Source organism: Pedobacter sp. (assembly GCF_031119335.1).
GTDB lineage: Bacteria > Bacteroidota > Bacteroidia > Sphingobacteriales > Sphingobacteriaceae > Pedobacter.
In genome coordinates, this window is the sequence record NZ_JAVHXT010000017.1 from 77,872 (window position 1) to 99,690 (window position 21,819).

Annotated in this window: 22 protein-coding genes; 16 read left to right on the plus strand and 6 right to left on the minus strand. The window is 39.0% G+C overall.

The window, feature by feature from the left end; all coding sequences use genetic code 11:
* Positions 1-28: 28 nt before the first annotated feature.
* The 4 genes from REI64_RS15975 to bcp all read left to right on the plus strand — a co-directional run bounded on the left by REI64_RS15975 (position 29) and on the right by bcp (position 3,529).
* A complete protein-coding gene (locus REI64_RS15975) occupies positions 29-538 on the plus strand; it encodes a T9SS type A sorting domain-containing protein (RefSeq protein ID WP_308851141.1) in 510 nt (169 codons plus the stop codon).
* 110 nt (positions 539-648) lie between these two features.
* Complete coding sequence (locus tag REI64_RS15980; protein WP_308851142.1) at positions 649-1,260, plus strand: fumarylacetoacetate hydrolase family protein; 612 nt, start codon at positions 649-651, stop codon at positions 1,258-1,260.
* Between the two features lie 5 nt (positions 1,261-1,265).
* Entirely contained in the window at positions 1,266-2,987 is a 1,722-nt protein-coding gene (locus REI64_RS15985; protein WP_308851143.1) for a M23 family metallopeptidase, read from the plus strand.
* An 80-nt stretch (positions 2,988-3,067) separates the two neighbouring features.
* On the plus strand, positions 3,068-3,529 hold the full coding sequence (bcp, locus tag REI64_RS15990; RefSeq protein WP_308851144.1) for a thioredoxin-dependent thiol peroxidase: 462 nt from the start codon (positions 3,068-3,070) through the stop codon (positions 3,527-3,529).
* Between the two features lie 124 nt (positions 3,530-3,653).
* Here the strand turns inward: bcp and REI64_RS15995 are convergent, their stop codons facing one another.
* Genes REI64_RS15995 through REI64_RS16010 form a run of 4 tightly spaced genes read right to left on the minus strand, consistent with a single transcriptional unit; the run spans position 3,654 to position 10,126 of the window.
* Positions 3,654-5,627 (minus strand): OmpA family protein, encoded by a 1,974-nt coding sequence (locus REI64_RS15995; protein WP_308851145.1) that lies wholly within the window; start codon positions 5,625-5,627, stop codon positions 3,654-3,656.
* A gap of 12 nt (positions 5,628-5,639) precedes the next feature.
* Positions 5,640-6,617 (minus strand): type IX secretion system membrane protein PorP/SprF, encoded by a 978-nt coding sequence (locus REI64_RS16000; RefSeq protein ID WP_308851146.1) that lies wholly within the window; start codon positions 6,615-6,617, stop codon positions 5,640-5,642.
* Between the two features lie 3 nt (positions 6,618-6,620).
* Entirely contained in the window at positions 6,621-7,808 is a 1,188-nt protein-coding gene (locus REI64_RS16005) for a gliding motility-associated C-terminal domain-containing protein (protein WP_308851147.1), read from the minus strand.
* A gap of 2 nt (positions 7,809-7,810) precedes the next feature.
* On the minus strand, positions 7,811-10,126 hold the full coding sequence (locus REI64_RS16010; protein WP_308851148.1) for a hypothetical protein: 2,316 nt from the start codon (positions 10,124-10,126) through the stop codon (positions 7,811-7,813).
* Positions 10,127-10,352: 226 nt separating this feature from the next.
* Here REI64_RS16010 and REI64_RS16015 point away from each other — a divergent pair, with 226 nt between their 5' ends.
* From REI64_RS16015 to REI64_RS16045, 7 genes are all read left to right on the plus strand, one after another.
* Positions 10,353-11,198: a transketolase gene (locus tag REI64_RS16015; protein WP_308851149.1), complete on the plus strand. Its 846-nt coding sequence runs from the start codon at positions 10,353-10,355 to the stop codon at positions 11,196-11,198.
* 77 nt (positions 11,199-11,275) lie between these two features.
* Positions 11,276-12,232 carry a transketolase family protein gene (locus REI64_RS16020; RefSeq protein ID WP_308851150.1) on the plus strand — a complete coding sequence of 319 codons (957 nt, stop codon included), beginning with the start codon at positions 11,276-11,278 and terminating at the stop codon, positions 12,230-12,232.
* A gap of 79 nt (positions 12,233-12,311) precedes the next feature.
* On the plus strand, positions 12,312-12,863 hold the full coding sequence (locus tag REI64_RS16025; protein WP_308851151.1) for a sigma-70 family RNA polymerase sigma factor: 552 nt from the start codon (positions 12,312-12,314) through the stop codon (positions 12,861-12,863).
* Between the two features lie 39 nt (positions 12,864-12,902).
* The gene (locus tag REI64_RS16030; protein WP_308851152.1) at positions 12,903-13,514 is read left to right on the plus strand and encodes a hypothetical protein; all 612 of its coding nucleotides are present in this window, start codon (positions 12,903-12,905) and stop codon (positions 13,512-13,514) included.
* Positions 13,515-13,517: 3 nt separating this feature from the next.
* Positions 13,518-13,976 (plus strand): hypothetical protein, encoded by a 459-nt coding sequence (locus tag REI64_RS16035; protein WP_308851153.1) that lies wholly within the window; start codon positions 13,518-13,520, stop codon positions 13,974-13,976.
* Positions 13,977-14,074: 98 nt separating this feature from the next.
* On the plus strand, positions 14,075-15,274 hold the full coding sequence (locus REI64_RS16040; protein WP_308851154.1) for an aspartate aminotransferase family protein: 1,200 nt from the start codon (positions 14,075-14,077) through the stop codon (positions 15,272-15,274).
* Between the two features lie 111 nt (positions 15,275-15,385).
* Entirely contained in the window at positions 15,386-15,667 is a 282-nt protein-coding gene (locus tag REI64_RS16045; protein ID WP_308851155.1) for a GNAT family N-acetyltransferase, read from the plus strand.
* A 108-nt stretch (positions 15,668-15,775) separates the two neighbouring features.
* On the opposite strand, the gene REI64_RS16050 is transcribed toward REI64_RS16045, so the two are convergent.
* Positions 15,776-16,696 (minus strand): DUF58 domain-containing protein, encoded by a 921-nt coding sequence (locus REI64_RS16050; protein ID WP_308851156.1) that lies wholly within the window; start codon positions 16,694-16,696, stop codon positions 15,776-15,778.
* Between the two features lie 477 nt (positions 16,697-17,173).
* Between REI64_RS16050 and REI64_RS16055 the strand changes: the two genes are divergently transcribed.
* Genes REI64_RS16055 through REI64_RS16065 form a run of 3 tightly spaced genes read left to right on the plus strand, consistent with a single transcriptional unit; the run spans position 17,174 to position 19,755 of the window.
* Positions 17,174-18,469, plus strand: coding sequence for an NAD(P)/FAD-dependent oxidoreductase (locus REI64_RS16055; protein WP_308851157.1), 1,296 nt, complete (start codon positions 17,174-17,176; stop codon positions 18,467-18,469).
* A complete protein-coding gene (locus tag REI64_RS16060) occupies positions 18,450-18,899 on the plus strand; it encodes a methylglyoxal synthase (RefSeq protein WP_308851158.1) in 450 nt (149 codons plus the stop codon). Before REI64_RS16055 ends, REI64_RS16060 begins: the two co-directional genes overlap by 20 nt.
* The gene (locus REI64_RS16065; RefSeq protein ID WP_308851159.1) at positions 18,874-19,755 is read left to right on the plus strand and encodes a hydroxymethylglutaryl-CoA lyase; all 882 of its coding nucleotides are present in this window, start codon (positions 18,874-18,876) and stop codon (positions 19,753-19,755) included. The genes REI64_RS16060 and REI64_RS16065 overlap by 26 nt, the downstream gene beginning before the upstream one ends.
* On the opposite strand, the gene REI64_RS16070 is transcribed toward REI64_RS16065, so the two are convergent.
* A complete protein-coding gene (locus REI64_RS16070) occupies positions 19,752-20,306 on the minus strand; it encodes a Crp/Fnr family transcriptional regulator (RefSeq protein WP_308851160.1) in 555 nt (184 codons plus the stop codon). The genes REI64_RS16065 and REI64_RS16070 overlap by 4 nt on opposite strands.
* 75 nt (positions 20,307-20,381) lie before the next feature.
* On the opposite strand from REI64_RS16070, the gene REI64_RS16075 reads away from it, so the two are divergent.
* Together REI64_RS16075 and REI64_RS16080 are read left to right on the plus strand one after the other, a co-directional pair.
* The gene (locus REI64_RS16075) at positions 20,382-21,068 is read left to right on the plus strand and encodes an HAD family hydrolase (protein WP_308851161.1); all 687 of its coding nucleotides are present in this window, start codon (positions 20,382-20,384) and stop codon (positions 21,066-21,068) included.
* A gap of 77 nt (positions 21,069-21,145) precedes the next feature.
* On the plus strand, positions 21,146-21,769 hold the full coding sequence (locus tag REI64_RS16080; RefSeq protein WP_308851162.1) for a chloramphenicol acetyltransferase: 624 nt from the start codon (positions 21,146-21,148) through the stop codon (positions 21,767-21,769).
* Positions 21,770-21,819 lie beyond the last annotated feature (50 nt).

Here is a 21,819-nt window from a genome sequence, read left to right on the forward strand (position 1 = left end):
AAATATTTATATTTTTGTGAAGCATTTAATGAAAACAGACAGAGTAAAAATAACGCTCAATGGCATTAAAGCATCCTTAATAATGATGCTGTTGCTGTTATGCGGCACTGTTTTCGCCCAAAAAACCGATACCACTAAATTTTCTGTAAGACCTAAAGCTAAAGCAGTAAGTCGTATTCCTGTAATTAAAGGCAGCGTACAAACTTACAGGCCTAGTTACAACATCAACTCTGGCAGTAACAATACAGACCACGGCACGAAGGGAAAAGATGGAAAAACACTCAATGTTTTAAAAATATATCCAAATCCGGTTGTAGACCAATTAAACATTAATCTTCGCTTAGAAAAGGAAACCAGTTTGTCTATCAAAATTACTGATTTACTTGGTAATGATATTGTGACCCTTGCTAACGAACGTATTCAACATGGCGAGCATACCAAAACCTACAACATGCCTGCTAAACTAAACTCTGGAATTTATTTTCTACGCATTGTAGCGGGTGGAGAGCCTGTAATTAAAAGGATATCGGTATTGTAATTGGGTTAAGTGTTTAAATCGGTTAATCGTTTGAACTGGTTAACTGAATAAACAATTAACCGATTAACCAAATCAACAACTAACCAAAAAAAATACCCTATTTTTGCTATATGAAAATTATTGCAATTGGCAGAAACTACGCCGCACACGCCGCAGAACTTAACAACGCGATCCCTTCAAAACCCATCATATTTTTAAAACCCGATACCGCGGTATTAAAAGACAATAAGCCTTTTTACATTCCAGAATTTTCTAACGATGTACATTATGAACTAGAAATAGTACTTAAAATTTGTAAAGAGGGCAAACATATTGCCGAGAAATTTGCTTCTAACTATTACGAAGAAATTGGTTTGGGTATTGACTTTACAGCAAGAGATATCCAAAGCGAGCACAAAGAAAAAGGACTGCCTTGGGAATTAGCAAAAGCGTTTGATAACTCTGCAGTAATCAGCAATTTCTTACCAAAGAACGATTATAAAGATATGTACGACCTGAGGTTTGAATTGAAGAAAAACGGCGAGAGCAAGCAAAACGGACACACGGCCAACCTTTTATTTTCATTTGAAAAGATCATCTCTTTTGTGTCGCAATACATCACCTTAAAAAAAGGAGACCTAATTTTCACGGGCACTCCAGAAGGTGTGGGCAAAGTAAACCAAGGCGACAAATTGGAAGCTTGGCTAGAAGAAAAACAACTACTTAATTTTGATATAAAATAAATTTGATGCGCAATTATATTATTTTCCTTTTATTACTCATTTCAGTTTACACACCTCTAAAAGCGCAAAAAACATACAGCAACTTCACTTATCCGCTAACAGATTTCCGCTCACCCTTAGATATTGAACCGCCAGCTTTGGCAGGATCTTTTGGAGAATTGCGTTCTAACCATTTTCACTCTGGGATCGATTTTAGAACCAATCAGCGCATTGGCTATCCAGTTTACGCACCAGCGGATGGTTTCATTTCGAGATTGAGAGTGCAGAACAGCGGTTTCGGATTGGCTTTATACATTAACCATCCAAACGGTTATACTACGGTTTATGGGCATTTATCGAGGTTTAATCCAAAAATTGCGCAAATTGTAAAAAACATCCAATACAAAAAAACTTCTTATGAGATAGATGAGTTTCCTTCGGCAGATTTGATACCCGTTAGAAAAGGAGAAGTAATTGCCTATACTGGAAATACTGGTAGCTCTGGCGGTCCGCACCTACACTTCGAAATTCGTGATACCAAAACCGAAGCCACAATAAACCCGCAATTGTTGGGCATTAGCATATCAGATGACGTTCCTCCGATTATACATGCCATGTATGTCTATCGCCTAAATGGCAAACCTTTTAACGAATTTACGCCAAAGCAATACTTTCAAGTAGCTGGCGGTAAAGGCATTTACAAGCTTAACCAAGTTAGCACCATCAATTTAAGTGGCGAAGTTGGTTTTGGGATTGTAGTGAACGACAGACACAACGGTGCTTCTGGTAATAACGGTGCATATTCAATAGAACTAGAAGTTGATGACATTAAAATTTACACCTCTGCTTTGGAAAGATTTACTTTCGATGTAAGCAAAGCCATTAATGCTCATATCGATTATCCAACCTATCTCCGTACGAAACAAAGCATCCAAAAAAGTTTTGTAGACCCAGGAAATCCTTTACCTATCTATTTCAATTTGGTGAACAATGGTCGTATCAACTTTAATGACGGAAAAACGCACAAAGTGAAATATACCATTAGCGATGCGAGGGGCAATAAAACTACTTTAGCGTTTAATGTATTTGCTGACCCAAAAGCTGTGATCAACACACCGGAACCTCCAATAGGAACCAACTTCAGCTACAATAAACAAAATGAGTTTAACCAAGAGGATGTAAAGGTTATTCTACCGAAAGGCACGCTGTACAACGATTTCAATTTTCAGTACAAGAAGACAGCAAAGCCGCAGCAGAATGCCTTTTCCGAGATTCACCACATCCACAATAACCTCACGCCATTACACACAGGTTTTGAGCTTTGGATAAAAGCAGACAGTTCGATCATCAAGCACCAAAGCAAAGCCTTAATTGTAAGCAGTAGTCGTTCTTCTCAAGGAGGATATTTTGAAAACGGTTGGGTAAAAGCTAAGCCTCGTAACTTCGGCAGTTTTTTCATCGCCATTGATACTATCGCACCAAACATTGTCCCAGTAAATATCGCCAATGGCAAAAACATGGCCGGCCTAAGCAAAATGAATTTCAGGATCAGCGATAATTTATCAGGCATTAAGAGCTTTAATGGCTATATTGATGGCAAATGGGTGTTAATGGAATTTGACACAAAAACGGCCAACCTTTGGCATACTTTCGACGAAAGAACTCCCGTAGGTAAACATACTTTTGAGTTGCTTGTTGTTGACATGAAGGACAATACCAAAAGATACGCAATAGAATTTTATAAATAATTGTTTGATCGATTAATCGCAAAACTGGTTAATCGATTTGTACAGTTAACCGATTATACTTTATAAAACAGTTAACCAAAATGAGCACATTACAAGAAGGCAGCAAAGCACCAGCTTTTACTGCAAAAGACCAAAATGGCAATACCGTTACTTTAGAGCAATTTAAAGGCAAAAAAGTAGTGCTATATTTTTATCCAAAGGATGACACGCCAGGCTGTACCGCAGAAGCTTGCGATTTTAGAGATAACTACCAAGGTTTACAAGCTAAAGGTATTGAAGTACTTGGTGTAAGCGTAGATGATGAAAAATCGCATCAGAAATTTATTACCAAACACAGCTTGCCTTTTACTTTATTGGCAGATACCGACAAGCAAATTGTAGAAGCCTATGGCGTTTGGGGCGAGAAAAACATGTATGGAAAAAAATATATGGGTACTAACCGAGCTACTTTTGTAATAGATGAAGAAGGCAACATTGCGCATATCATTAAAAAAGTAGACACCAAAAATTCTACAGCGCAGGTGCTAGAGTTGTTGGGTTAAAATCAAACTGCTATGAAACTTACGAAGTTTTTGAAACTTCGTAAGTTTTAACTAGGCAACACACCGCATAAAAAAATCCTTTCCAAAAATCGAAAAGGATTTACAATAGGTTATTGTGTGTTGATTAGTTCATTTGATGTTTAGTTACTTTTGCCATAGCTACAACCGGCGTCACTTTCACAATTTTAAACTCTGTACGTCTGTTCAATTGATGTTGCGCTTCGGTACATTTAACGCCATCACTACACTCGTTCAGTAGCTCTGTTTCACCCTTGCCTATGGCGCTTAAACGATCTGCAGGTACACCTTTGTTAATTAAATAATCCATAGCGCTTGTAGCTCGTTTTTCAGACAAGATCTGATTGTACGCAGCGGTACCTCTTGCATCTGTATGCGCTACCAATTCCATGCGCACATTCTGCATGCTGGCCATAAAATCGTTCACTTTATCCAAATCAGAAATGGCGTCTCTTCTGATATTCCATTTGTTGAAATCGTAGAAGATGTTGTTGAGTTTTACCGTAAATACATCTTTAGAACGCTCTAGCTCAAACTTAATATCGTAAACCGTAGACTGATTAATACCCTTAGTAGATATTTCTCCAGATTGTGTGGTAAAATATTGCTGTGGGTTACCTTTTACGATGTAGTCTGTTTCCTTTTCTAAGGTGAATGCAAACTTACCTTGCGCATCAGAGAAAACCTTAGTCTCTGTGCCATTACCTTTGTTAATCAATAAAACTTCTAAACCAGCAATCGGTGCATTGGTTCCTTTTTCTACCACAGATCCGTTTACCGCATAAATTTGCGATTTCGGCTCAGCTTTGATACCAGTCGTAAATCTGTAAATATCGTCTAGTCCTACACCTCCGTTTCTATTGCTCGATAAATATCCAGTTTTTAAATCGTTGTTAAATAAAATACCAAAATCGTCTTTTGGAGAATTAAGCGGTGCTCTTAAGTTTTCTACCTCCTTGAAGTTGTTTTTACTACCAACAGCAGAAAATACATCTAAGCCTCCCATGCCAATATGGCCTTTAGAAGCGAAGTAGAACTTACCATCTTGCCTAACGGTAGGGAAAACATCATCTTGTGGAGTATTCACCTGATCGCCACAATTTAAAGGTTTAGACCACGTGCCGTTTGGCAATTTCTCACTGTAGTACAAATCCATTCCTCCTAAACCACCAGGCATATCAGAAGCGAAATACAATACCTTACCATCTGGAGATAAAGCCGGATGTTGAACAGAAAACAAACCTTCTTCATTAAACGGCAATTTCTCTTTCGCTACCCACTCATCGCCTTTCTTCACAGCTACCAACAAATATTGTTTACCAGTGTCGCCAATCTTCATTTTTTTATTGGCAGACATTACCGCTCTAGTGAAAATAACCGTATCCAAGCTTGGATAAACAGCAAGAGGTCCGCTATGAAAACCTTTATTGATTGTTCCTTTTAGAATATCTACTTGTTTAGATGAAGCAGAAGCACTATAGATTTTTAAGTATGGATTGCCAGTCCAACCGTAAATTTCTTCACCTTTTTTATTTTTTTGCCATCTATCTGAAATAAGGATGATATTTGATCCAAATCTCGCTGGGCTGAAATCAGAATTTTCGGAATTGAAACCTATTTCATTTTCTAATTGTGCACCAATGTCTGGGTTTTCTGACCATGTTTTAGCCACACTGCAAATATTAGCTTGCTTTTCAGCTTCTTTAGCTTGCGCTGGATTTTTCTGGCCCCAAGCAATAAAATTTGCAGCAGCTTCATCAAATTTTCCGTTTTGCTTTAACGCTTCTGCCAAATAAAGATAGTTCTCCGCAGCAGCATCGGTATAACCAATCGTTTTTTTGTACCAAACTTCGGCGGCTTCTGTATTATTGATAAAACGATAGCAATTGGCAATTTTCTGAGCAACTTCCATGTTTGGATTAGCCTTCATGATTTTTTCGTAAATCTCTAAGGCATATTTGTAATCGAGTTGCTTATAAAGTTTATCAGCTTCCTTAATATCATCAGAGAAAAGTACGGAAGGCAGTAGATAAATACACAAGAAAAGAGTAAGAACCCTGAAAAACTTTTTTAATCTCATAGAAACTCTGCGTTAAAAATACCGCGGAGTAGTTAAAGCACTGTTTCTGTAGTTTTTATTTCCAATAGTGAAGCCCAATGATATTTCATGGCTTCCAGATGAGTACGACTTTAGGCCAGACAAGCTATAGTCGTAAGCATACCCAATGCGAAACTGTTTTGCAACAAAAACCTCAACTAATCCAACAAGCGAATTTTGTTGAAAAGTTGGATTTAAATTGTTAGTATTTTTCCACATATCAACACCCACCCTATAAGACCCTCCAAGCCAGAGCACGTCCTTAAACAAAAAAGATGCGTTTAAATCCAAATTACCCATACTTTGAGGGTCATCACGTAGCATAACTGAGGGTTTCATTTTAACATCTTCATTAACATTTATTATCGCTCCCGCTGTTAAGAAAATGTGGATAGGTGGCAAAATCACGAACCTAGCCTGCTGATTATTTTTGTTAAGTGCCGTAGTTAACAAGTTATTTGCCGAAAGACCAGCGTAAAATACATCGTCGCTGTAATGTATACCCAATTTGGCATCGGGTGATAGATAGTTTTGCGTACCACTAAAAGTAGCATCGGTTATATCTCCAACAATAGCCTTATCGCTATTTAAAGAGAATTGTATAGCCCCTACACCTACACCAAAACTTAAACGGCCTTCTTGCCCTACCGGTAACCGATAAGCGTAATTAGCCATGATAGCCGTTTGCCCCTGGATACCAACCCTATCGTTTAAAATAGATAGACCTAAGCCTACATTTTTATTGTTAAAAAAAGCGCCATCGGCTATTAAAGATTGCGTTGTTGGTGCTCCTTTTATACCCACCCATTGATTACGGCTCAATAAGTTGATGTTAATATCTTCCTTATAACCTGCGTATGCTGGATTGACCAACAAATTATTGAACATATATTGGCTATAAGTTACCTCATTTTGCGCCATTGCAGCAAAAGGGCAAACAACAATTAAAAGCTGAAACAAAAACTTTTTCATTGCCTAATTTTTAACCATGGTAATTGAACCTTTAAAATATTGATCTGTTCCATCAATCTTTACTCTCAGAATGTAGATATAAGTTCCAGACGCTACATTCTGGCCATCCCAATATTTAGATGAATTATAGCTATTCATTCTGTAAACCAAATTTCCAGAACGGTCGAAAATCTTCAAATCGTTATCAGGAAAAGCATCAATATTTTTCACTTCCCAAGTATCATTCTTTCCATCGCCATCGGGAGAAAAAGCATTGTATAACTCTAATGGACTAGCATTTGTAACTTGAGCGAGTGCAAAGGCTACGCTGCTTCCCAACGCCAAATCTGCATTTTGATGATATAAAGCCTGGGTTAACCCAGGAGCAATTGCAGCATTACTTTTATTAGGAACAGATGTCGCTTTATCCCATATCGTATTTCTCGTCCAGCGTGCTAAATTGTTGTACTTCTCTGTTGCCGATGTATGGAAGGTTAGATCTATTCCTCCAGTACCTTTTAATCTATTGATGACATGATAGAAGGCATCATTAATTTCGCCTACCGAATTGGTCTTGCTCAATCTGCTATAGCCCCCAGAGCTAGGGTCTTTATCTAAAAAAGACATCGCTATCGTATTGGCATCTTTTGGTTTCACGGTAACAAAACGTAAGAGGTTGGCACTTACACCAAGAGGAAAAACATAATCTTCACCTGCTTTAGTGTACCGCACCAGTGAACCATCACTACCTAAACTTGTATTGATAAATCCTGTGTTTCTAAACAAAGAAAGCGGATTGTCGTTCATTACGGTAATAGCTTCTGGAATTACAGCCTGAATTTCGGCGTCATCAATATCTAAAGAAAGCCTTGCTATCAATTGAGCTTTTGCGTAAAAAATGCCGTTGCCCTTAAAAATCAAATGGGGAAATAATGTAGGATTTCCGCCAAATGAGCTTGCCTTTGAATTAAAAATTACAGTTCCTGAAGATTTGGTATCGAAAACTGGATTTTTACTTTTGTTACTCCAATCTCCTTTTACAACTATTTCACCATTATTTACTACATCACCATCTTTATGAACATAATTACCGCTCACAGTAAGCTGAGCGTTTTTATCCACAAAAAGTACAGTTCCATTATTTACAAGTTGCCCAAATAGAGAACTTGTACAAATACTTAAAATACTAACGAAGTAAAAACCTACTCTCATAGCTATTGAATTGCACTGATATAGAAAGTTGCAGAAAACGCAGCCGAAGCTGTATCGCTTACATTTACAAATTTAACTTCGACTAAACCAACAGAGACCACTCTTGCATAAGCGATAACCACACCCGTAGGCAATTCTATAGATGGCGAAACCGATACACTTGCACCTAAAGCCACTCCAGTTAAGGTAAAGGTTTGTTTATGAGAGCTTTTTACGGCGATAGCAGGAATGTTGGCGTTTGATGACGCCTTAGAAATAGATGCAATATAAGTACCATTTGTACCAATTCTTACCTTACCATCTGTTGCTAATCTGATACCTTCCGTTCTATTAGCTGCAATAACCAGCTCTTTTGCATCTGTAGTACCTACGAAATCGTTGTTAACACCAGGTGTTGTAGTTCCACCAAAGCTCCCCTCACCATTACCTTTGCGCAACCATGAATCGGTATTTCCTGATGGACCTTGCGGGCCGGCAGGACCTTGCTCACCAGGATTTCCCTGTGCTCCACGAGGACCCACTGGGCCAGCTACACCTGCGTCACCTTTATCACCTTTGTCGCCCTTTGCTCCTACTGCTCCCTGAGGACCCGGGCTTCCAGTTGGACCTGCAGGACCTGCCGGGCCAGTTAAACCTATCGAACCCTGGGGACCAGTCGCTCCCACATCACCTTTGTCGCCCTTGTCGCCTTTATCCCCTTTTGCCCCCACAGCCCCTTGAGGGCCTGTAGCACCAGGTAAACCTTGCGGCCCTTGCGAACCAACATCGCCTTTATCGCCCTTCGCTCCCTGCGGACCAGTTAAACCGATAGCACCTTGAGGGCCAACAGAACCCGTATCGCCTTTATCTCCTTTTATACCTTGCGGGCCAACTGCACCTTGAGGACCAGTTGTACCAACATCTCCCTTGTCACCTTTATCGCCCTTATCGCCTTTGGCACCTACGGCTCCTTGGGGACCGACCGCACCTTGAGGACCGGTTGTACCTACATCACCCTTATCTCCTTTATCTCCCTTATCGCCTTTTGCACCTGCTAAACCCTGAGGGCCAACAGCACCTTGAGCGCCAGTAGTACCTGTATCTCCTTTATCACCCTTGTCGCCTTTATCTCCTTTAAGACCTTGAGGACCAGTTAAGCCTATAGGACCTTGCGGACCAGCTGGACCAGTTAAACCTGTAGGGCCATCTGGACCAATAGCACCCTGTTGTCCCTGCGCACCTTGAGGACCCGCAACGCCAGCATCACCCTTATCGCCTTTAGCACCTTGAGGACCCTGTAAACCTTGCGGACCAACAGCTCCTTGAGGACCTTGCGGACCGACAATACCAGTAGTTAAGTTTGCTATGGTTTGCCAAGTACCGTCAGCTTGTCTTTTATAAACGTTTCCGGAATTGTTGTTCAGATATAAATCACCTGCATTTACTCCGCTAGGCTCCGTTGCATTACTTGGTGGATTAAGCGTTCCATTGAACCACTGTGCACCAGCTGGACCAACCGGCCCCACAATACCAGTAGTTAAACTTGCTACCTCCTGCCAAACGTTGTTATTTCTTATAAATACTTTTCCATTTGTATTATTAAGGTAATAGTCTCCATCTTTAGAACCTGCTGGTTCCGAAGCAGCAACTGGCGGATTTAAATTACCATTAGACCAAACAGCGCCGTTAACGCCGGGCGTTCCTATATCACCTTTGTCACCTTTATCACCAGGATCGCCTTTATCTCCCTTATTCCCATTTACGCCATCTACGCCATTTCTACCGGCTGGCCCTTGAGGACCTGTAGCACCGTTTAATCCGTTAACACCGTTTAATCCAGCATCCCCTTTGTCACCTTTTGGACCTTGCAAACCTTGTGGTCCAATTGCACCAGCGTCACCTTTATCTCCTTTGTCGCCTTTTGCACCTTGACCTCCATTAGTCCCAGCATCGCCTTTATCGCCTTTTGGCCCTGGCAAACCCTGTGGCCCCTGCGGACCAACCGACCCTGTATCTCCTTTGTCGCCTTTAGGACCTTGTGCACCCGCAGCCCCACCAACAGCTAATTCATCCCACTTATTTAAGTTCCAAACATTGAATTTGTTAGTGCTGGTATTGTAAATAAGTAAACCATTAATCACTGCATTTGTAGCACCGGTAGCCTGCAGAGTGTTCCGCTGTGTTTCCGTAAGCCTCGGGATCAGCAAACCTTTTTCAGTAGAATAAATTTCTAAAATGGATTTTGCATTAGGGTTTTCTGTACCTATACCAATAGCACCTGTTTGAGCGTAAACCGCTGAAGATAAAAACAAGAATGTTAAAAAAGTAAAAATTCTCATAAGCGTCAATATCTGAAATGTTGAGTTTTGGGTAATAATGTACTCAAAATAAGAGTATAATTTTCAGATTCGCAAACTTATCAACATTTTTTTTATCAAAATTCCAAATTATGTGGAAAACTACTTATTGGATTAACAACAAAAAGTGATAAAAACCCATCTAGCGATAGTCTTTAAACAGATAAAAAAATTAACTTTGTTATAATAACTATATAATTAATTTTTAATGAAACATACAATCAGTGAACTAGAAGACATCGCTTCGCAAGTAAGAAGAGATATCCTTCGAATGGTACACGCAGTGCAATCTGGGCATCCGGGCGCTTCGTTAGGCTGTGCAGATTTCTTCACGGCTCTTTATTTCGAGGTATTGAACCACAATCCTAAATTTGACATGGACGGTAAGAATGAAGATCTTTTCTTTTTATCTAACGGTCATATTTCTCCAGTTTGGTATAGTGTATTGGCCAGAGCAGGTTATTTTGATATTAGCGAATTAAAAACTTTTAGAAAACTAGATTCAAGGCTTCAGGGCCACCCTACTACCCACGAAGGCTTACCAGGCATCCGTATCGCTTCGGGCTCTTTAGGCCAGGGACTTTCGGTAGCCATTGGGGCAGCCCTTGCCAAAAAAATAAATGGCGACAAATCTCTAGTTTTTGCTTTACTTGGCGATGGCGAATTGCAAGAAGGTCAAAATTGGGAAGCACTAATGTTTGCACCACACAACAAAGTTGATAACATTATCGCTAGTGTAGATTACAACGGCCAACAAATTGATGGCCCTACAGAAAAAGTACTTTCTTTAGAAAATTTACAGGCTAAATTCGAAGCTTTTGGATGGCATGTAATTACTTCTAACGGAAACAACATGGACGAGATTGTAAAAGCTTTAGAATACGCTAAATCTCTAACAGGAAAAGGTAAACCTATTTTAAATTTGATGAGCACTCAAATGGGTTACGGCGTAGATTTTATGGTTGGCACGCACAAATGGCACGGTTCTGCTCCAAACGATGAGCAATTGGAAAATGCTTTGGGTCAAATCAAAGAAACAGCTGGGGATTATTAATTCAAAGTACAGCGTATAGAGATATGCGTATAGAGGGAAATCGCAATACGCAATACGCTTTACTCAATACTAAAAAAATGAAGAAATACACTTACACAGATAAGAAAGATACTCGCTCTGGTTTTGGAGCAGGCTTGCATGAGGCAGGCAAAAAAAATGAAAACGTAGTTGCGCTATGTGCCGATCTAGTGGGTTCATTAAAAATGGATGCGTTTATTAAGGATTTTCCTGAGCGTTTTATCCAAGTTGGTATTGCAGAAGCAAACATGATGGGCATTGCAGCTGGCTTAACCATTGGTGGTAAAATTCCATTCACTGGTACTTTCGCTAACTTTTCTACTGGAAGGGTTTACGATCAGATCCGTCAATCTATTGCTTATTCGGGCAAAAACGTTAAAATTTGTGCTTCACACGCTGGCTTAACTTTAGGAGAAGATGGCGCTACCCACCAAATTTTGGAAGACATAGGTTTAATGAAGATGTTGCCTGGCATGACAGTAATTAACACTTGTGATTATAACCAAACTAAAGCAGCTACTTTAGCATTGGTAGATCACGAAGGCCCAGTTTATTTACGTTTTGGTCGCCCGGTAATCCCTGTATTTACGCCAGAAGATCAAAAGTTTGAAATTGGCAAAGCATGGATGGTGAACGAAGGCAAAGATGTAACTATTGTTGCTACTGGTCATATGGTTTGGAGAGCTATCCAAGCTGGCGAAGAGCTAGAGAAATTAGGTATCGATGCTGAAATTATAAATATCCACACGATTAAACCTTTGGACGAAGAAGCTATCTTAAAGTCGGTAAAGAAAACTGGTTGCGTTGTAACTTGCGAAGAGCACAACAAACTAGGTGGTTTGGGCGAAAGCGTTGCACACCTATTAACAACTACTTATTTAGCTCCTCAAGAGTTTGTGGCTGTTAACGATAGCTTCGGCGAAAGCGGTACACCAGATCAGTTAATGACAAAATATAAACTAGATCCATCAGACATTGTTGCAGCAGTGCAAAAAGTGATGGCTAGAAAAAAATAGATTTGAGACATTAGATATGAGATTTAAGACATTGACTAAATCTCATATCTCAAATCTCGAATCTCAAATCTAATTCTGAATGAAGCAAGTTGAAGACGAAGAGATACTTTCGAAGTTTAATGAAGAAAAAACTCGCAATGTAGGTTTCAACTTATTGCTACAAAAATACCAGCAGAAAATCTATTGGCATATCCGCAGGTTGGTAATAGACCATGATGATGCCGATGATTTAGTTCAGGAAACCTTTGTGAAGGTTTGGAAAAACTTGCACAACTTCCGCAGCGATTCGCAGCTTTATACTTGGATCTACAGAATTGCTACCAACGAATCCATTACATTTCTTAATAAGAAGAAAAACCGCAATAATATTTCTTTAGATGAAGTGAATACGGAACTTGCCGAAACGCTTGCTTCTTCCACATATTTTGATGGCGATAAAGTTCAGCGCAAACTGCAACAAGCCGTGCTTACACTTCCAGAAAAACAGCGTATCATCTTTAACATGAAGTATTTTGACGACATGAAATACGAAGAAATATCTGAAGTTTTAGGCACCAGCGTGGGGGCTTTAAAGGCCTCGTTCCACATCGCTGTAAAAAAAATCGAAACTATTTTATTAAATGAAGATTGAAATTAAACCTTTTGTCTAAAAAAACATCAATAAATACGAATGAGTAAAATGGCCGAAAATATGGAATGGGAAAACGAAGCGCCAAGATTAGCTAAACTGAAAAAATCTAACCCTTTTACAGTTCCTTCTGATTATTTCGAAGGACTTGAGGAAAGGATCAATCAGTCTGTATTTATGAGTTCGCTACAAAAAAGTGAACAGACAGGTTTTACCGTGCCGGCAAATTATTTCGATGAGTTGGAAAGCCAAATCAACTCGAGAATTACCTTAGCGCAATTTACAGAAGAAACTACTGGCTTTAAAGTGCCTAATGGTTATTTCGAGCAATTGCAGCAAAATATCGAAGCCAAAACTACCAGTACCAAAAAAGCCGTTAAACTTTGGCAAAAACCTTTGTTTAAGTATACCGTAGCAGCTTCTCTTGTACTTGCATCAACTACCGGTTGGTTTGCAAACGAACAATATCAAAACAGGCAGTTACGCAAAACAGAGCTGGCCAAAGAGCAATTGCTTTATGATATAGATGAAAGCGTAATTCTAGAATACGTACAAGAAAGCCAAAATGTTAAAACCGCTAACGTGACAGATGACGAAATGGAAAGTTACATCTTAAGTAATTTCTCTACCAGTGATTTATCTAACAATTTATAAAGAATGAAACACCTTATTTTCGCACTTTTAATTTCAATACCTTTCTTAGCGACAGCCCAGGGGCCGCGTGGTGGAGGTGGAGAAAAAATGGAAGCCAGAAAAGTTGCCTGGTTAACTACAAAATTGGATTTATCGGCAGAAGACGCTAAAATTTTCTGGCCAATCTATAACGATTATGTAAGGGAACTATCTACTTTAAGGAAAGAGCGTTCTCAAAAAATGATCAGCTTTAGAAAACTGAAAGAAATTGAAGATTTGGATGATGAAGAAATTCAAACTTTAATTTTAAACGATTTCAATTTTAGACAACGTGACTTGAATATCGAACGCAAATACTATAACAAGTTCAAATCTAGCTTACCAATTAAAACAGTAGGCAAGTTCTACAGAGCGCAAGAAGCTTTCAAAAAGGAAATTTTACAGCAATACAGAACGGCAATGCCTGCTCAGCCAGCTAATTAGACCACATAATTATTTGAAAAAGTCCCGGTTTAACGCCGGGACTTTTTTATTTGACGTTATTTCCAAAAAACTGAAATTTAAATCAGTTATTTTTGTGCATGCTTACCCAACGACAACTCTTTCTACAGCACAACGCACAAACCTCTCCTACTCCTTTAATGCTCGAATTTGTAAAGGCAAAAGGTGTTCATATTTACGATGCTGATGGCAAAGCATATTTGGATTTAATTGCAGGAATTGGTGTAAGTAATGTTGGCCATTGCCATCCCAATGTAGTTTCGGCAGTAAAAAACCAAGTCGAAACCTATATGCACTTGATGGTGTATGGCGAGTTTGTTCAAAGTCCGCAGGTTAATTTTGCTACGGCTTTGGCTTCGGTTTTACCGAACAATTTAAGCAGCACTTACTTTGTAAACTCGGGTGCCGAAGCCGTAGAAGGTGCTATGAAATTAGCGAAACGTTACACTGGCAGAAAAGGTTTTGTAGCTTGCAAAAACGCTTACCACGGCAGTACTCAAGGTGCAGAAAGTTTAATGGAGAGCGACTTTTATTCTGCAGGCTACGGTCCCTTTTTACCAAACGTAAACTTCATCAACCATAACAATATTGCTGATCTTGAAAAAATAACTAGCGAAACTGCAGCTGTTTTTGTAGAACCGATACAAGGCGAAGCAGGCATCAGAGTAGCCGAGCAAGCTTACATGGATGCTTTGAGAAAAAGATGCGATGAAACCGGAGCACTTTTAGTCTTTGATGAAATCCAATCTGGTTTTGGCAGATCAGGAAAGATGTTCGCTTTTGAGCATTACAACGTAACTCCAGATATTTTACTTTTGGCTAAAGGAATTGGCGGCGGAATGCCAATTGGTGCTTTTATTAGCTCCCTAGAAATTATGTCAGTGCTATCTTACAACCCAATTTTAGGGCACATGACTACCTTTGGCGGCCATCCCGTTTGTTGTGCAGCTGGTTTAGCAACCTTAAACACATTGACAGATGAGAATATTGTTGCCAGCGTAGAAAGCAAAGGACAACTTTTCAAATCACTTTTACAACACCCAGCTATCACCGAAATTAGAGGAAAAGGCTTGATGCTTGCTGTAGGTTTCGATAGTTTTGAAACCAACAAAGCAATTATTGATGCTTGTATTGAAGATGGGATTATTAGCGATTGGTTTTTGCACTGCAGCGATGCTATGCGAATTGCACCACCACTAATCATTACGGAAGATGAGATTAGAGAGGCTTGTAGTACAATAATCAAAAATATTGATAAAATAACTCAAAAAGCTAGTTAGTCACACTATCAAACAGAACTTACTTAATGTTTCTTAATTCCTTAATGGTTTTAATATTTTAGGAAAACATAAGAAAGTGAAGATTAATTAAGCTTAAAAAACTAAAACAACATGGAAATCATTCAAGAAAACGACGAAAAAAGAGGCACCTTCAAAGCGGTAGAAAACGGTACTGAAGCAGGTTCAATGACTTATACTTGGGCTGGTCCAACCAAATTCATTATAGACCATACCGATGTAAATCCAGATTTTAAAGGCAAAGGCGTTGGCAAACAAATGGTGATGAAAGCCGTAGCATATGCCAGAGCAAATCAATTAAAGATTATGCCTTTGTGTCCGTTTGCAAAATCCGTATTTGATAAGGATGGCGAAATTAGCGATGTCTTGTTTTAAAATTTGATTATCAGTCCTTTATCGCAAGATTGCTTCAAAAAGCTCGCAATGGCGAGAATATATTTTTATCTCACACTCCGGGAGAGATGCCGAAGGCAGAGAAGGGCTTTAACTCATTTTCTGCCTTTTAATCAAATACGCTTCTAAAATTTGATTAAAACCTGCATTGATATCTGCATCAACCATATCTATTTTATACTGCGCACATTTCAACGCCAAGCTAGCCCTATAATTATTCATTTGCGTTAAATAAGCGTCTTTAACTTTAGATGCGTGTGCTTTCAAAACCGTTCCATTTTCCATATCCACAAACTCATATGGACGGTTTTCAAAATCAAAATCCAGCTCCTTAGCCTTATCGGTCACATTAAAAACAACCATCTCATGTTTATTAAATTTCAGGTGCTGCAAGGCAGAAAAAATCTGATCCAAACGATCTGCACTGTTAGCTGTTTGCAACATATCGCTAAAAATAACCACCAAAGAACGTTTATGTATCAAATCTGCAATTTGGTGTAACGCTGCCGACAAATCAGTTTGCACATTCAATTGAGGCGAAGCTAAAACTTCTTCCAACTTGGTAAACAGAAATTTCTGATGCACACTTGTAGATTTAGCAGGCGTACTCAGCTTCAACTCATCTGTAAACAAACTTAGTCCAAAAGCATCTCGCTGGCGTTTCAGCAAATAAATCAAAGCGGCTGTACTTTGCACCGCAAAAGTGAGTTTATTGTACTTATCATTCGGGAAATACATAGATGAAGAAACATCAATCACAAACTGACAGCGTAAATTCGTCTCTTCCTCATAACGTTTGCTGAAAAGTTTATCCGTCTTGGCAAACAACTTCCAGTCAATACTTTTTACACTATCGCCATTATTGTACAGCCTATGTTCCGCAAATTCTACCGAAAAGCCATGAAACGGACTTTTATGCAAACCAGTGATAAAACCTTCTACCACTTGCTTGGCCAACAATTCTAAGCTACTTTCAAATCTAATTTCGTCTGGTTTTTGCGATGCTTGCATAATTTAAAAATAACGAAAAGATTTCGATTAGCTTATAAAAAGAAGCAAATGCAACCGATAATTATTTTTAGAAAAGCAAAACTTGTACTTCTATCCCTGTCACTCCCGCCGACCTGCTTTACTTCGGGCAAACATAGGTTTCCGCTACGTGTTCGCTCCTATCGCGTTTAAAATGCAAGTGCTGCGCACAGGTTTAGGTTTGTTAAACCCGATTGAAGTGGATCCCGATTTTTCATCGGGACTACAGTGGAAAGCGGGGCTATAGTTTCCGATAAACCACAACACAGGCCTTTTCAAAACAGCCTTTTGTCAAGCTAATTCAACATTTGTGACGAGCATCACTTTAGACCAAAAGAACCTACAAACCAACCAATTCTCCAACCATTTAATTCCTATATTTACCAAACTTAATAGCAACTAAAATGTTGCTAAATTGAGTTAAACAGCTTTGTTTGGCTATTAATTTCAAATTTTGTTATGGAACAAAGAAAGAAAATTGTAATTATTGGTGGTGGTTTTGGTGGCATTGAGCTGGCAAAAAAACTAAAAAATAAAAACGTCGACGTTGTCATTCTAGATAAACATAATTACCATACTTTTCAGCCCCTACTTTATCAAGTGGCTACTGGCGGTTTAGAAGCTGACTCTATCGCTTTTCCTATCCGTAAGATTTTTAAAGGACAGAAAAACCTAAAATTTCGGGTAACAGAAGTTAAGAAAGTTATTCCAGAGGAAAATAGATTGGAAACTACCATTGGCGATTGTTATTACGATTACTTGGTTATTGCCACAGGTTCTACAAGTAATTTTTTTGGGCAAACGGAGATTTCTCAGAATGCCATGCCCATGAAATCAATTCCTGAAGCATTGAATTTACGAAGTTTGATCTTGCAAAATCTGGAAGCAGCAATCATTGCCAAAGACCCTATAAAAGAAAATGAGCTGTTAAATTTTGTGGTTGTTGGCGGCGGACCAACAGGCGTTGAAACTGCTGGTGCAATTGCCGAGCTGAAGAAACACGTACTGAAAAATGACTATCCGGAACTAGATTTAAATAAGGTAAACATCTACCTCATCGAAGGTTCTCCGGAATTATTAGGCGCCATGTCGGTACAAGCGCAACAAAAATCTAAACAGTTTTTGGAAGAACTGGGCGTTACCGTTTATACAGAGGCTCGTGTGCAAGGTTATGATGGAAAAACGCTTTCATTAGTTGATGGTAGAAATATTGGATCTGCTACGGTAATTTGGAGCGCTGGTGTAAAAGGTGTGGTTTTAGATGGTTTAAACACAGAAATCTTAGTGCGAGGAAACCGTTTGAAGGTGAACGAAATTAACTTGGTTGACGGTTATCAAAATGTTTTTGCCATAGGCGATGTTGCAGCCATGATTACCGAAGAAACACCGAATGGGCATCCAGGAGTGGCTCCTGCAGCGATACAGCAAGGCAAGCATCTGGCAAAAAATATCATCAATATTATTGAAAACAAACCTACTGAACCTTTTAAATATTTCGATAAAGGCGCTATGGCAACTGTAGGTAGAAACAGGGCGGTTGTTGATATCAATAAAATAAGATTTCAGGGAATATTTGCATGGTTTACTTGGATGTTTGTACATTTAATGACCTTAGTAGGCTTTAGGAACAAACTAGTAGTTTTTGTAAACTGGGTTTGGAGTTACTTTAGCTATGATAGAGGTACGCGACTAATCATCAGACCATTTAAACCTTACAAAGAATACAAGAAACCACATGACGCAGAAGCAACTTAAAGCCAACAAAACTATTGCATTAGTAGCGCACGATCATCGTAAAGACGATTTAATCAGATGGGCAATCACCAACAAAGAAGCGCTCAGTCAGCATAATTTATTGGCAACCGGCACCACCGGCAGATTGTTAGAAGAAAACTTAGGCTTGCCAGTAAAAAAATTATTGAGTGGTCCTCTTGGTGGCGACCAACAAATTGGTGCTCTAATTGCACAAAGTGAAATTGATGTACTGATTTTCTTCTGGGATCCGATGGAAGCGCAACCACACGACCCAGATGTGAAAGCTTTATTGCGTGTGGGCATTGTTTGGAACATTCCGATGGCTTGTGATGTAGCAACAGCAGACTTCCTAATTTCATCGCCATATATGAGCGGAACTTATACTGCCGCATTAACCGATTACGATGAGTACAAAAACAGAAAGCTTTAGTTCTTCAATTAAATTGGTAGAATGCCCTCGTGATGCCATGCAGGGTTTACACGATTTTGTACCAACAGCGTTGAAAATCGAATACCTCAACCTATTGCTTCAAGTAGGTTTCGATACCTTAGATTTTGGTAGTTTTGTTTCGCCAAAAGCTATTCCGCAAATGCGGGATACGGAAGAAGTTTTAGCAGGACTGGATTTATCTAGCGGCACCAAATTATTGGCCATTGTAGCTAACCTAAAAGGTGTAGAAAATGCAGTGAAGCATCCTGAAATTAAATACTTGGGCTTTCCATTTTCTATTTCAGAAACTTTTCAGCAGCGCAATACCAATTCGAGCATTGTACAATCTTTAAACACAGTTGAAGAAATGCTGAACCTTTGTGATCAGCACGGAAAAGAAGCTGTTGTTTATTTGTCAATGGGTTTTGGCAATCCTTATGGCGATGATTGGAATACTGATATTGTTACCCATTGGGCGAACGAATTGGTACAAAAAGGCGTTAAAATTATTTCAGTTGCTGATACCGTTGGTGTTTCTACTCCAGAGAAAATTACAGCCATACTTCCTCCCCTAGTTCAGCAGTTTCCGAACATCGAGTTTGGTCTACACTTACATAGTACTCCGCAGCAACGCTTAGAGAAAATTGAAGCTGCTTTTGCCGCTGGCTGTACCAGAATGGATAGTGCCTTGAAAGGTTTTGGCGGTTGCCCAATGGCTGCTGATGATTTAACTGGAAATATCGCCACAGAAAATGTGATCAGTTATCTAAGTTCAAAAGGTGTTCAGTTAAATTTAAATATGGAAAAATGGGGCGAAGCGATGATGGTTTCGAATAGGATTTTTAATAGTAATTAAATACTCTTCAATGCTCTATTCAAGCTCCTTAGCGTAATCCCTAAATATGCAGCCATATCTTCTTTATTAATAGTTAGATTTTGCTTTTCCTGTAGCTCTAATAATTTGGCCAAACCATGCTCTACAGTATATAATTGTTGAAACGAAGCCCGACTGCTGGTGTTGATGATACGTTCTGCCAATTCTTCCAACAGAATTTTGTTAAGCGTAAAATCTTTTGCTAAAAGCGCTTTAAAACTAGCAGCTGGAATTACATAAACCTGTAAATCTGTTAGTGCAGCTACATTGCAAAGACAGGCGATCTGGCGGATCACTTCAATTTCGCCCAAAACCTGTCCCTTACTCATAAATTCAAGAATATAATCCTTTCCGTTTTCTTCCGCAAAGAAGCATTTTGCAATGCCCTCTTTAATTATGAAAACCCGATGGCTCTTCTCACCCTGACGAAGCAGCAAGCTATCTTTTTCAAAATTCTGTAAGCTTATTTCTGATTGATCACTTTGATAAAGCTTATCGATATAGGTTAAAAAATCAGTATTTGTTCTTAGCATAAATTTCTTTTGGACATTTGTCCTTTTCTGCTGCAAAAATTTCGCAGACATTTGCAATATTAACAAAGATAAACGATGAAGAACCAAATCAAAACCATTGCCTTTGATGCCGATGATACTTTATGGGAGAACGAACCTTATTTTAGGGAGGCAGAATTAGAATTTGCTCAGTTACTTCCGCATTTACCACAAAATGATGTGATTAAAGAGTTGTTCAATATCGAAATGAAAAACCTAAAAATGTATGGTTATGGCATTAAAGGGTGCATGCTTTGTATGGTAGAAACAGCCACTAAATTGAGCGGCGAGAAAGTAGATGGTAATTTAATCAATCAGATATTTGATATTGGTCACCGTTTACTGCAAAAGCCCATCGTACTTTTAGATGGAATTGAAGAAACCTTACAACACCTGCATGGCAAATACAGATTGGTAATGGCTACCAAAGGCGATTTATTAGATCAAGAGCGAAAATTAGAAAAATCTGGATTGGCAAAGTATTTTCACCACATCGAAATTATGAGCGATAAGCAGCCCCGCCATTACGAAAAACTAATTAAGCATTTAGATTGTAAGCCAGAACATTTTTTAATGGTTGGCAATTCTCGCCGTTCGGATATTGTGCCTGTGCTGGCCTTAAATGCTTTTGCGATAGAAGTGCCCTACCACACTACTTGGGTACACGAACTGCATGAAGAACCAATAAATCACCCAAACTTTGTTTCGGTAACGAGTATTGACCAGATTATTGGGTTGTTATAAAACGTTTGCCACAGATGCACAGATGTAATATTTTATAAATTATTATCTAAATAAATCTGTGGCTTATAACTAAGAACATGAAAAAAATCAACATAGAAACCTGGAAACGCAGAGAACACTTTAAACTCTTCAGTCAATTTGAAGAACCCTTTTTTGGTGTGGTGGTAAATATCGACTGCACTAAAGCCTACGCAAATGCCAAAGCAACCAGCAAATCGTTTTTTTTGTACTACCTGTACAGAGCTTTAAAAGCTGCCAATTCAATCGAAGAATTTCGTTATCGCATTTTAAATGATGAGGTAATTATCCACGACCAAGCCAGCGTTTCTACTACCATTAATCGTCCAAATGGCACTTTCGGTTTTGCTTACTTTGATTATAATACCGATGAAAATATCTTTATTGCCGATGCACAAAAGGCGATACAAGTAGTGCAAAGCACAGAAGGTTTAACGCCATCAAAACCTGGAGCTAGCGAAATACATTTTTCTGCTATTCCTTGGGTAGACTTTACTTCCCTATCCCACGCCCGCAGTTTTACCTTTCCGGATAGTTCTCCAAAAATATCATTCGGTAAAGTGACAGAAAAAGAAGGCATTAAAACGATGGCTGTTTCTATTCATATTCACCACGGTTTGGCAGATGGCTATCACGTTGGCCAATTTGTAACGCAATTTCAAAAGCTTATGGATGAAGCATAAGATTGTCATTCTTTTGAAATAACAAACGCAACAATATTGCATTAAACAAA